11 protein-coding genes, 4 tRNA genes and 2 pseudogenes are annotated in these 11,653 nt (G+C 70.5%); 11 read left to right on the forward strand and 6 right to left on the reverse strand.

The window, feature by feature from the left end; translation table 11 throughout:
- Window positions 1-84: 84 nt before the first annotated feature.
- Window positions 85-387: pseudogene (locus tag VR894_RS08130) on the reverse strand (IS21 family transposase); the annotation flags it as partial.
- Between the two features lie 556 nt (window positions 388-943).
- Here VR894_RS08130 and VR894_RS08135 point away from each other — a divergent pair.
- From VR894_RS08135 to VR894_RS08170, 8 genes and pseudogenes are all read left to right on the forward strand, one after another.
- Window positions 944-1,024: pseudogene (locus VR894_RS08135) on the forward strand (hypothetical protein); the annotation flags it as partial.
- A 379-nt stretch (window positions 1,025-1,403) separates the two neighbouring features.
- Entirely contained in the window at window positions 1,404-1,844 is a 441-nt protein-coding gene (locus VR894_RS08140) for a hypothetical protein (protein ID WP_324650882.1), read from the forward strand.
- On the forward strand, window positions 1,841-2,383 hold the full coding sequence (locus VR894_RS08145) for a hypothetical protein (protein WP_324650883.1): 543 nt from the start codon (window positions 1,841-1,843) through the stop codon (window positions 2,381-2,383). Before VR894_RS08140 ends, VR894_RS08145 begins: the two co-directional genes overlap by 4 nt.
- A complete protein-coding gene (locus VR894_RS08150; protein ID WP_324650884.1) occupies window positions 2,380-4,146 on the forward strand; it encodes a TraM recognition domain-containing protein in 1,767 nt (588 codons plus the stop codon). The genes VR894_RS08145 and VR894_RS08150 overlap by 4 nt, the downstream gene beginning before the upstream one ends.
- A gap of 174 nt (window positions 4,147-4,320) precedes the next feature.
- Window positions 4,321-4,842: a single-stranded DNA-binding protein gene (locus VR894_RS08155; RefSeq protein ID WP_324650885.1), complete on the forward strand. Its 522-nt coding sequence runs from the start codon at window positions 4,321-4,323 to the stop codon at window positions 4,840-4,842.
- 2 nt (window positions 4,843-4,844) lie between these two features.
- Window positions 4,845-5,477, forward strand: coding sequence for a hypothetical protein (locus tag VR894_RS08160; protein WP_324651394.1), 633 nt, complete (start codon window positions 4,845-4,847; stop codon window positions 5,475-5,477).
- Window positions 5,477-6,490 (forward strand): hypothetical protein, encoded by a 1,014-nt coding sequence (locus VR894_RS08165; protein ID WP_324650886.1) that lies wholly within the window; start codon window positions 5,477-5,479, stop codon window positions 6,488-6,490. The genes VR894_RS08160 and VR894_RS08165 overlap by 1 nt, the downstream gene beginning before the upstream one ends.
- Before the next feature lie 124 nt (window positions 6,491-6,614).
- On the forward strand, window positions 6,615-6,851 hold the full coding sequence (locus VR894_RS08170; protein ID WP_324650887.1) for a helix-turn-helix domain-containing protein: 237 nt from the start codon (window positions 6,615-6,617) through the stop codon (window positions 6,849-6,851).
- Between the two features lie 190 nt (window positions 6,852-7,041).
- Here the strand turns inward: VR894_RS08170 and VR894_RS08175 are convergent, their stop codons facing one another.
- From VR894_RS08175 to VR894_RS08190, 4 genes are all read right to left on the reverse strand, one after another.
- Entirely contained in the window at window positions 7,042-8,259 is a 1,218-nt protein-coding gene (locus VR894_RS08175; RefSeq protein WP_324650888.1) for a tyrosine-type recombinase/integrase, read from the reverse strand.
- A 172-nt stretch (window positions 8,260-8,431) separates the two neighbouring features.
- Window positions 8,432-8,503 (reverse strand) — tRNA-Val (locus VR894_RS08180).
- 18 nt (window positions 8,504-8,521) lie between these two features.
- Window positions 8,522-8,592 (reverse strand) — tRNA-Cys (locus VR894_RS08185).
- 37 nt (window positions 8,593-8,629) lie between these two features.
- Window positions 8,630-8,702: transfer RNA gene (locus tag VR894_RS08190), tRNA-Gly, on the reverse strand.
- Between the two features lie 88 nt (window positions 8,703-8,790).
- On the opposite strand from VR894_RS08190, the gene VR894_RS08195 reads away from it, so the two are divergent.
- The 3 genes from VR894_RS08195 to VR894_RS08205 all read left to right on the forward strand — a co-directional run bounded on the left by VR894_RS08195 (window position 8,791) and on the right by VR894_RS08205 (window position 10,873).
- Window positions 8,791-9,885, forward strand: a complete 1,095-nt coding sequence (locus VR894_RS08195; protein ID WP_324650889.1) for a chorismate-binding protein — start codon at window positions 8,791-8,793, stop codon at window positions 9,883-9,885.
- A gap of 4 nt (window positions 9,886-9,889) precedes the next feature.
- A complete protein-coding gene (locus tag VR894_RS08200) occupies window positions 9,890-10,753 on the forward strand; it encodes an aminotransferase class IV (protein WP_324650890.1) in 864 nt (287 codons plus the stop codon).
- Between the two features lie 45 nt (window positions 10,754-10,798).
- A tRNA-Val gene (locus VR894_RS08205) sits at window positions 10,799-10,873 on the forward strand.
- Window positions 10,874-10,957: 84 nt separating this feature from the next.
- Here VR894_RS08205 and VR894_RS08210 read toward each other — a convergent pair.
- Window positions 10,958-11,602, reverse strand: a complete 645-nt coding sequence (locus VR894_RS08210) for a hypothetical protein (RefSeq protein ID WP_324650891.1) — start codon at window positions 11,600-11,602, stop codon at window positions 10,958-10,960.
- Between the last annotated feature and the right edge of the window lie 51 nt (window positions 11,603-11,653).

An 11,653-nucleotide genomic window follows, 5' to 3' on the forward strand; every position in this document is an offset into this window, starting at 1 on the left:
ACGAGCAAGCCCACTACGCTGCAGTCAACCAAGAGCCGCAACCCGCATAGAAGCGGCAGAGAAGCCGTGACGGTTCATCACCGCCGCGACCGCCCGACGGGTGGTCCGCTCCGAACCGGTGAACCCCACAGCGACGAGCTTGCGGTGAGCCACATCGGCGCGGATCTTGCCCTTGCTCTTATCCACCCACTCCTCGACCTTGGGCAAGAACTCATCGATCAGCTGCGGCCGAGCAGCCGGCCTCTCGCTCAACCGACCCGCGTCACGAGCCGTGACGTAGCGGGCGACGGTGTGGTGCGAGACCCCGGCGAGCTCGCCGGCGTCCCTGTACGAACCAGTCAGATCAAACGCTTCGAGAATTTCCATGATCTCCTCGGCAGACTTCACGTTGTCCCTCCTCGGGGCGATGGGCGCTTCAGCACCGCCATCGCACCCGAGGAGGGGCCCCGAACCGCGTCAGCGCGGCAGGGCAGGAATGTCGTGTCGGGCAGATCCCATGACCGCCAGCGGGCAACTCTCACGACCGCCACCGGGCAGCTATCTGGCCGCCTCCGGGCAGTCTCCCGCGGCCGCCGTCACTCGCGTAAGACCCGTCCGGTGGAGTGTCCGGTGAAGGGGCCCTCTGTGGGCTACCCACGTGTCGCCAGGACGTGTGCAGGCACCGGCGACGCATATGCGTTCTGAGGCGCTGTCACTCGGGTGGAGGGATGCGTGGCGGCGATCGCGCACCTAGCCAGCGAACACTGGCTGGAGGTGCGGGATGGGACGGTGGACTCAAGCGGACGCTGGGGCCGTGGCCGCGGCCCGGGATGCGAAGCTCGAGGAGGCGCACACGCGCCTCGCCGGCGCGGTCGAGGCGATGGCCAGCGGTGACGGCTTCCGACGGGCGATCGAGTTTGCGGCGCGGTTTCGCACCCGCTCGTTCAACAACACGCTGTTGATCATGGTCCAGCATGCTTCGGCATATCGGGCTGGGCGGGTGCCCTCGCCGGAACCTGCACTCGTCGCCGGATATCAGCAGTGGCAGCACTTGGGCCGGCAGGTGATGAAGGGGCAGTCCGGTTACGTGATCCTGGCTCCAGTCACCGCGAGGTACGCAACCGACAACCCCGCGGGCGGGCCGTGGCGGCTTCTGGCCCGCGGTGAGCGGCCGGGGCCGGGCGAGGTCGTGCGCGAGCGTCTGAAGGGTACTAAGCCCGTTTACGTGTGGGACGTGAGCCAGACCGAGGGCGACCCGATCCCGCAACAGCCGGTGCCACAACTCCTGCGCGGTGAGGCACCGGCGGGACTGTGGGACGGGCTGGCCGCACAGGTTGCCGGCGACGGGTACACCCTTCGTCGAGCCCCGACATCGGCCGACATCGCAGGGGCGAACGGCCTGACCGACTACCTTTGCGAAGACCGTGACCGTCCGCGGCGACATGGACGACGCCGCGCAGGTCAAGACGTTGGCGCACGAGTTGGGACATGTGCGGCTCCACTCCCCCGACGCGGCCGACGCTCGCGCTCATCGCGGCGTCGTCGAGGTCGAGGCCGAGACGGTCGCCCTGATGATCGGCGCTGCTCACGGCCTGGACACCTCGCAGTACTCGGTGCCGTACGTGACGTCGTGGGCCAGCTCGGTACCGAACAAGACCGCGTTCGACGTCGTCACGGCCACGGCGGAACGCGCCCGCAAGACCGCGACCGCAATCCTCGACACGCTCAACACCCACCAGATCAGCAACGGTGAGCCGCCCGGCATCGCCGCTGCCCGCGACCAGCGGGCCGCGCGAGAGCGCGAGACCACCCGGCCGGCCAGACGGCGCGGACCCAGCACACGAGCGGCGGTTGTGACCCGGTGAACCGCAACGACCCACAGACCAAGCTGACCAAGGTGCGCATTGACTACCAGCCGGACTGGACCCCGACGGTGACGGTGGCCGGCAAGCCGTACGAGCTGCCCGAGGCGCCGGTGCCGATTAACGCGCGTGACCCCCGGGACGTGGGCCGCCTGGTCGCGCTCGAGCTCGGCGAGGCCGTGCACGTGGTCGCGGTCAACCCCGAAGGGGGGATCTACACGCAAATCTGCGAAGCCGACCCCTTCCCCAGCTCAAAGCCGGTCATGGGCTCGGCCGCGGTCCCACGTTCCGAGGTGGTGCCCGTGCCCCTTGTCGAGGTCCCGTTCGGGATCGTCGGTCAGGGATTCCTGCCAGGTGAGCAGGTGTGCATCGCCGTCGTCGTCGCTACCCGTGAGGCCGATGCGGACGGCCGGGCAGACCTCCCTCTGCCCACCCCGCTCCTGGAGCGGCTCCCGTCGACGCTTGTGCTGCTCGGCCGCACCTCGGGCACCCTGGTGATCCACGACCCCGCCGCGGATGTGCTCGCCGAGGGTGTGGCGTGAGCATCCCGTCCTCGCCTCGCGGCGGCGACGAGCTGACCAACGTCGGGTTGATCATCCTCGTTGCAGCGGTCGCCATCGCCGCCTTTTTGCGGGTGGCCGGCACGGCCGCCGCCTACATCACCGGCATCGACCCACCGACGTCGGGCTTCGCGGCGGGGATCAGAGTGCTGCTCTCTCCCGGTAACCCGGGCGCCGCCCTTGACGCACCCGGGTTAAACCCGGTGCTGTACTGGGCGGTCGTTGGCGCCCTGCTCACCTGCCTCGGCGCGTCGGCCTGGGCGGTGTGGCGCCTGTCCCGCCGCGACAGGACCCGGGTCTCGCGTGACCCGCACCGGCTCGTGGGAACCGCCACCGGCCGCGATGTCGCCAAGGTGGCATCCACCAGGGCACTGCTCGCCCGCTCCGGAGCGCTGCGGCCCTCGCTGAGCAAGCCCGCGCCGTCCGACGTCGGCTATCTGCTTGGTTCCGCCAAGGGGCGAGACGTGTGGGCTTCGGTGGAGGACTCCGTGCTCGTGCTCGGCCCGCCCAGATCCGGAAAGGGCCTGCACCTGGTCATCAACGCGATCCTCGACGCGCCCGGTGCCGTCATCACCACCTCCACCCGCCCGGACAACCTCACCGCCACCATGAAGGCCCGCGAGCGGCGCGGCCCGGTCGCCGTCTTCGATCCCCAGCACCTGGCCGAAGGACTGCCCACAGGGCTGCGCTGGTCACCGGTGCGCGGGTGCGAGAACCCGCTCACCGCGATGATTCGCGCCACCGGGTTCAGCTCGGCCACCGGGCTGTCCACCGGCGGGGTCGAGTCCGGCGGGTTCTGGGAAGGCAAGACCCGCACCGCCCTGCAAGCCCTCCTGCACGCCGCCGCCCTGGGGCACTGCTCACCGCGCGACCTCTTTGCCTGGTCCCTGTCCCCCTCGGCCGCAGCCGACGCCGTCGCGATCCTGTCTTCCCAGCCCCACGCCGCACCCGGCTGGGCCGAGTCGCTGGAATCGACCATCCACTCCGACCCCCGCACCCGAGACTCGATCTGGATGGGCGTCTCCCTCGCACTGACCTGCCTGGCGGACCCGCGCGTCATGGACGCCGTCTCCCCCGGGCCGGGCGAGTCGTTCGACCCCGCCACGTTCCTGCGCGACAACGGCACGATGTACTTGCTGTCCACCGGAGCCGGCGCCTCCGCGTCCTGGTCGCTGGTCGCCGCCTTCCTCGAAGACCTCGTCGAGACCGCCCGCGCGCTGGCCGCCGCCTCACCGGGCGCCCGGTTGGACCCACCACTGCTCCTCGCGCTCGACGAGATCGGCAACCTCTCCCCCTTGCCGTCCCTGCCCGTGCTCATGGCCGAAGGCGGCGGCACCGGGATCACCACCATGCCCGTCCTGCAATCCCTGTCCCAAGCCCGCGCCAGGTGGGGCGACCACAACGCCGGAGCGATCTGGGACGCCTCCATCGTCAAAGTCGTCCTCGGCGGAGCCTCAGTCGCCAAAGACCTCCAGGACGTCTCCGCCCTCCTCGGCGAACGCGACGAGATCACCCACTCCACCTCCACCGGCGACCACGGTTCTCGCTCCGTCCAACGATCCGTGCGCCGCGTCCCAGTCATGCCACCCGAGACCATCCGGATGCTGCCCTTCGGCACAGCCCTCGTGCTCCTACGCTCCGCACCCCCACTCGTCACCGACCTCCACGCCTGGACCAGCCGCCCGGACGCCAAGCAGCTCGCCGCCGACCGCGCAGCGATCGAACAGACCCTGCGCCGGGCCTAGCCTCGCGGTCAACAGTGTCGAGCAGGCACGGATCTCCGCGCAGCGAAGGGAGGCCGTGCTCGTGAGCCCACGACTCCAACCATTGAAAGGGGCCGTGTCGAGCCTCGCACACCTGGTTGTCGAAGCGGTCGCCCAGACAGAGGGCCCCGCCCGACATGAGGACCGTGGCTCGTCATGACCATCCCGGTACAACAGTCCCTGGCGGGATTCATCGCCAGTGACGCGGACGTCTCGTTCACCGACGCCGGCATCACCCGTGTCCACTTCCGCGCCGGAGTTGAGCACTGGCGGCGCGAGCAGGACGGGACCTTCACCAAGCTCGACAACTCGTTCCATGACCTCCTGATTTTCGGCAAGACCGCCGAACGGGCCGCGGCGCGGTTCCGCAAGGGTGACCAGTTCGTCGCCCACGGGTACGTCGACACCCGACCCGCCGAGCCGCCCGCCCGGCCCGCCGAACGCGAGGCGTTCGTCGCCCGCAAGATCGGGCACGACCTGGCGCGCACTGCCTACGAGGTGGACCGCACCCCCGCCACCGCACGGCAGACTCCTTACCAGCTCGACCAGGCCGCGGCCGGTGCCACAACCCCGCCGCCCCACGACACACAGCGCGTGCCCACGACACCGCCAGCCGGTGCAACGTATTCGACCGCGCCGCGCTCCGGCACCTCGACCGGCCAAGGAATCGGGTTGTGATCATGGACGGCGAGGTGCCCTGGCAGTTCGATGCCGAGCCGGTCGACGTGCCCGCAGAACCCTTCTCTGACGGGCAGCTCGCGATCTTTGAGGCCGAACTCGCCGATGGCCTCGACCGTCTCGGCGGCTCGGGTGATTGGGACGGGCCGGTCGAGCCGGTCGAGTGGCGGAGGCTGACCGCGGCCGAGGCTGAGGCTCAGTGGCGGGCGTTGGACGAGTTCGTCACCTGGCTGCGCACTACCTACGGGCTGCCACCGACCGTGGTCCCGCCACTGTGGCACCGCCATCCCGAGCTGGTGGAAGAGCTCTCCGCCCTCCACACCCACCGGCTGGCGTGCTACGAACCCGGCAGCTCCGGCTCAGGACCCCTCGCCTGGCACGCCGACTTCGCCGACGCCCGCGAGCGCCTGCGCGAGTGGGTCGCCACCTGCGGCACCCGCCTGGACCGCGACCGACCCACCCGCGCCACCTCCTGGCCCGGCGAGCCCGCCGTAGCCCCGGCCGAGGAGAAGCCCATCACCGACCGGCAGGCCGACTTCGCGGGGTTCGTCGCCGCCGACCTCGACTTCCGCCGCGCCACCATGGCACGCGCGGCCCGCAGAACCCGCGCTGCCGGGGAATGGCGAGGTGTGTGATGAACCGGGAGCCCTACGGCGACGACGGGAAAGACCGGCGCGCCCTGCGCGTGGCGGCTGACCACATCGCTCTCGAGGACCACGCCTCGACCTCCGCCCAGCACGCGCACCGAATCATGGCGACCCACCTGTGGACCATGCTGCGCGATCTCGGGTTCACCGAGGGGCAGGTGCTGGCCGTCGGTGACGGCGCCGCGACCTTCATCGGGCTGCCGCACACAGACGGCTCCTTGTCCTTGTCCGTGGTCGCGGACATCACCGATGCCCACACCCCAGGCACCAGGTTCTCGGTGCAGCGGCGCCTTCCGAAGGTGCACGACCGGTTCAACGTGGTGATCGCGTCCCTGCCCTACAACGACGTGCGCCTCCAAGACCCCCAGCATGTCGTCGCTCGGCGCGCCGTACAAGCCCAGCTCGCCCTCACTCTGCACAGACTCACCCGCCCCGGCGGGTACACGATCCTCCTGGCCTCCCACGACCTGATGGACCAGCCGTTCCCCGAAGCGCGCCGGCACCTGCACCTTGTCGCCGACCTGCTCGGTGCGGTCCGCCTCCCGGCCGGCGCCCACCGCGGGCTCCCCGGCCTGGACCTGCCCACCGACCTGCTTGTCCTTCGGCACCGGCCCGACGGTCAGAGCAGCCGGTCGCAGGACTTCGAGCACACCACCACCATCCACGTCGACGACCGCGACGTGGAGATCAACACCTACTTCGAGAACAACATCGGCCAAGTGCTCGGCACCGTCGGCGCCGACCCTCTCGCCTGGGGACCCGCCGCCGTCACCGTCTCCAGCACACCCGACCGACTCGACCGTGACCTCGCCGAAGGCCTCGGCAACGTCACCGCTCACGGGCTCCGCACGGGCCTGGCCTATGCGCCAGACGCGATCCGTCCGAGGCCGCAGGAGCCGTCCGTCGCCGAGCTGATCCGCCAGCGCGACAGCCAGGCAGCAGCCACCCCGCCACGCCCCCACCCCCGCCACATCCACCGCCGCACCGGGCTCGACCGATGACCGTCGACGACACCCGAGAAGGGTTCGCCGGGCGGGGAGCCGCCTCTCCGTCCTGCGTGCGACCTTCCTCGAACGCCCCGGGCTGAGCACCGGCGTCCGATCAGGTTCCCGACCCGTATAGGAGATGAGCACAATGCGGTCCTCGAAGACCACCACTGTCCGAAACGCTGCGCTTCCGGCCAACCTCGTCTCGTTGGCAGTCGCCGCCGAACATATCGGCGTCCACCCGAAGACGCTGCGCCGGCGGATCGCCGACGGCACTCTCACCGGATATCGCATTGGCCGGATGGTCCGGGTCGACCTCGACGAGGTCGCCCGGTGCCTGATAACGACCATCACCACGACGCGGACCGTTGCCTGAGAGTGGGCGACACTGGTCGTAGCGGGACTCCTGTGGGCCTACGGATCCGGCCCGTGGGCCCACACGACCAACGGGTTCCTGCATCGGTCCTGGTCACGTGCCGCGTCACCGGCCGTCCGTTGTCCGTCAGAGTCCGACGCCGTGGGCCTACGCCCGTCGAAACTGTGGGCCTCCACACGACCCGTGGCGCTCACTTGGACTGGTTGTCACCGGTGGCGTTCGGTTGTGAGTTCTTCCTGCCATGAGGCGCGTGCGACTTCTTCTTCGGCGCCGTCAGGTCGATCGGCACCAGGATGAAGTCATCCAGCGCGTCGGCGATGTGAGCGTCGCGCGCCGCGGCGGCCGTCTGGTACTTCATGGCCGCGTTGGGTGTGGTGTGCCCCAGTCGCGCCTGCAGCTCCGCGATCGTCGCCCCGGTGCGTGCCGCCTGAGTCGCTGCGGTCGCACGCAGGTCGTGGATGCGCAGGTCCGGCCGGCCGATCGCCCGTCGCGCCTCATCCCACACCTCGTGAAGCACTGACTGAGAGATCGGCGTGCCGACGTGGGAAGGGAAGACCAGCCCGTCGGGACCGGCCTGGGAGAACGCGGCCATGTGTGTCGCGAGGACCTTCGTCACCGATGCCGGCAGGTGAACGATCCGCGCACCGGCCTCGGTCTTGACCGCCCGCACGACCTTGCCCTGGCCGCGCAGGTTCTGGATCTGCTCATCGACGACGACCCTGCGGCCGACGAGGTCGATGTTTCGCCGACGGAGGTTGCGAAACTCTCCGGATCGCAGGCCCGACCAGGCTGCCAGGAGAATCATGGCCCGGTACCGCTCGTCGAGGTGAAGCAGCGCCTCGGCGATCTGCTCAGGGGTGGCAATGGTCTTCTTCGACCTGCGCGGCGCCTCGGAGGCACCCCGGATTGTGCACGGGTTGTGGTCGATCAGCCGGTCGCGGACCGCGGCGTTGAAGACCGAGGACAGAAACCCGTACACACGCGCGGTCATCGTCTTGCCGGTCTGGTCCTGCAGCCTCGTGTACCAGGACGTGATGTCGCGAGCGGAGATCGCCCTCAGCGACTTCCTGCCGAGCTCGTCGTGGGCGAGGAACCGCTCCACGTAGCTCTCATACTCCTCGCGGGTGCGAGGGGCGAGATCGCGAAGGCTCAGGTTGGCGGCGATGTACTCGTTGAGGGTCACCGTGACGCGCGACACCCGCTGGTCGGGCGGGAGCCACTCCCCACGCGCGATCAGCGCCTCCTCGCAGTGCAACCATGCCTCGGCGTCGAGCTTGGTCGTGAAGGTCTGGTGGTACCGGCCTCCGTCGGGCCCGAAGTACCGCGCACGCCATCCGGTCGTCTTGCCGGTCCTCGCGTTCTTGCGACGTTCGGTGTTGCCGAACCCTCGCCTGCTTCCTGTTGCCATTGGCTTCTCGCCTCCCACGGGCTAGGTGTCTGTCGATCACCAGTCCGTGGGCCTCTGGTGGGCCTCCGGGAGGCCCACAGGGGGCATTCGGGTCCTCTCAGGTCCATCTGGGGCGGACACGCGAAGGGCCCCTGACCTGCGCTTTCGCTGGTCAGGGGCCCCATCGATCTAGTGGGCGATACTGGGATCGAACCAGTGACCTCTTCCGTGTCAGGGAAGCGCGCTACCGCTGCGCCAATCGCCCTTGCCTTGCTCCATACCGAGGTGGCGACGGGATTCGAACCCGTGTATACGGCTTTGCAGGCCGCTGCCTCGCCTCTCGGCCACGCCACCCTGAGGCCAATCTGCCCACCGGGGGGTGGTGCCTCCGAGCGGATGACGGGACTCGAACCCGCGACCCTCACCTTGGCAAGGTGATGCTCTACCAACTGAGCCACATCCGCATGCAACCTGACGTTCCCGCCGTGCTGCGTTGACAACATTAGCCGAGGGAACGGCCGTGAGTCCAACTCGGCGACTAGCGTGGCGTCCGTGACCCCCACCACGGCTCCGGGAGCGTCGACGGGTGCCCGCGCCCACTTCGCCGGAGTCCGTGCGACGACCGTCGTCGAGTGCGCTGACCTGCGCAGACACCCTGAGGCACTGAGGTCCGGCTGGTGGGCCGTCGTCGCGTCGTTCGAGGGTGAGATCACCGGCTGGCGCTTCGCCGACGTCGTCCGGGACGGCCCGGGTGTGAGGAGGACCACCTCCGCGTGGCACGGCCCCGCGGCATCGGCCTGGCAGAGCTCGCTGGACGAGAGCGGCTACGTCGCGGCGGTCGACCGGGTCCGGGAGGCCGTCCGGGAGGGCGAGGTCTACCAGGCCAACATCTGCCGGGTGCTGTCGGCACCGTGGGGCCGCGACGACGGCGAACCGGATGCCGAGGCCCTGGCAGCCGTCCTCGCGGCAGGCAACCCGGCGCCGTACGGCGGGATGCTCCACGTCCCCGCGGGTACCGCCGAGCGGTCGGCCTGGGTGGTCTCCGCCTCCCCCGAGCTCTTCCTGTCCGTGAGTGACGGTCGGGTCGTCTCCGGTCCGATCAAGGGCACGGCGACACGGCCGGAGGACCTGGGAGCCAAGGACCACGCGGAGAACCTCATGATCACCGACCTCGTGCGCAACGACCTGCAGCGGGTGTGCCTGCCGGGCTCCGTCGAGGTCCTCGACCTGTGCGCGGTGGAGCAGCACCCCGGGCTGGTCCACCTCGTGTCGCGGGTGGCGGGCACGCTGCGCGCACCGCTCGACCCGGACGGCTGGTCCGCGCTCCTCGACGCGACCCTGCCGCCGGCGTCGGTCAGCGGTGCGCCGAAGTCGAGCGCGCTGCGCCTCATCGCCGAGCTGGAGCCCACCGCCCGCGGCCCCTACTGCGGCGCGGTCGGCTGGGTCGACGCCGACGCAGGCCGTGCCGAGCTCGCCGTGGGCATCCGGACGTTCTGGTGGACACCCGGCCACGGGGCAACAGGCGGCGCGCTGCACTTCGGGACCGGTGCCGGGATCACGTGGGGCAGCGACGCCCACGCGGAGTGGCGCGAGACCGAGCTCAAGGCCGCGCGGCTCGTCAGGCTGGCATCGACGGTGGCAGGCTGAGGTCATGAGCACCCTGGTGTGGTTCGACGGGGAGGTCCACGCCGCGCACGAGCCGGTCGTCACGGCTCTCGACCGCGGCCTGCTGGTCGGTGACGGCGTCTTCGACACGTGCGTCATCGTCGACGGGCGCCCGTTCGCGCTGCGCCGCCATCTCGCGCGGCTGCAGCACTCCGCTGCCCTGGTGGGGCTCGCCGTGCCGCCGGCCGACGTCATCACCCGTGCCGCCCTCGACCTCGCCGCGCGCCTCGACGGCACGACCGGGCGGCTGCGCATGACGTGGACGGCCGGCGCCACGGAGGGTGGCCCGGGCCGCGGGCACGGCCCGCCGACCCTGTTGATCACGGCGGAGGACGAGGCCGTCCCCCACCCGGCCCCCGGCGCCGCCCCCGCCCGGGTGCGCACCGCCGTCGTCGTCGTGCCGTGGGTCCGCAACGAACGATCACCACTGGTCGGCGTGAAGTCGACGTCGTACGCCGAGAACGTGCTCGCCCTCGAGTACGCGCGCGGCCGCGGCGGCACCGAGGCCGCGATCGGCAACACCCGCGGGGAGCTGTGCGAGGGGTCGTGGAGCAACCTTTTCGTCGAGGCGGACGGCGAGCTGCTCACCCCGCCCCTGACATCGGGCTGCCTGGCCGGCGTCACCCGGGAGCTCGTCCTGGAGTGGGGCCTCGCGGCGGGCCTGCCGGTCCGCGAGACGACGATCCCCTTGGACGCCTTCCGCACCGCCCGGCACGCCGCCGTGACGTCGGCCACCCGCGGCATCGTCCCGGTGGACACCATCGACGGGCGTGAGCTGGCGGCCGGGCCGGTCACCCTGCGGATGCAAGAGGTCTTCGCGGAGCGGGTCGCCGAGGACCTCGACCCGTGAGCCGTTTGGGAGCAGGTCGCCCGGTGCGTTAGCATCGGTGCTCGCGGGCGATTGGCTCAGTGGTAGAGCGCCTCGTTCACACCGAGGAGGTCACTGGTTCGAACCCAGTATCGCCCACCAGCACGACACGAACCCTCGACCGGAACCCGGTCGGGGGTCTCGTCGTCTCGCGGCCGGCTCCCCCGCCCGACGGACGCTCGCGCGTCAGGCGGCCGGCTCCAGGTCGAGCACGTACCGGTCCCCGCGCCGCTCGAAGCCGATCTGACCGTAGTACGGGTCCACCGTGTCCGACGGTGCGACCACCGTCCGGTACCCCTGCTCCGCGAGGACCCCGCTGCGTCGGAAGACGAACTGGCCGGGGGTGAAGTCGCGGTACCGCTCGGTGACGTAGTCGAGCTCGATCTGGGCCACACCGTCGCCCTCGTCGTGCACGACGACGCAGCCGACCACCTCGTCCCCGGACATCACGAGGTACGCCTCGGCGTCGCGGGACGGCGCGGTGAACGTCGGCTGGAAGCGTGCGACGTCCTCGCGGTGCCGCTCGAGCACCTGCCCGAGCAGCGGACCGTCCGCCGGAACCCCGGCGACGGCGTACGTGGCCGGGTCGTCCCGGCCCCTGAGCAGGCGGGTGAGATTCACCACCTGAACGACCGCGAGGACGACGTTGAGCGCGACGACGGGCCACACCCCGAGGACCCCGTTGTAGAGCACCTGGATGAGGCAGCCGACGAGGTTGTACAGGCGCAGCCGCAGGATCCGCTGCTGCATCATCGACCACACGACAACGCCCGAGCCGATCCACCCGACCGCTTCCAGGGCCACCTGCCACCCCGGCGACAGATCGATCATGTCTAGCCTCCGGACGCCGTCGCCTCTTCTGCGGGCCGAATCGCCACAGTG

Source organism: Georgenia sp. H159, assembly GCF_035607575.1.
Taxonomy (GTDB): domain Bacteria; phylum Actinomycetota; class Actinomycetes; order Actinomycetales; family Actinomycetaceae; genus Oceanitalea.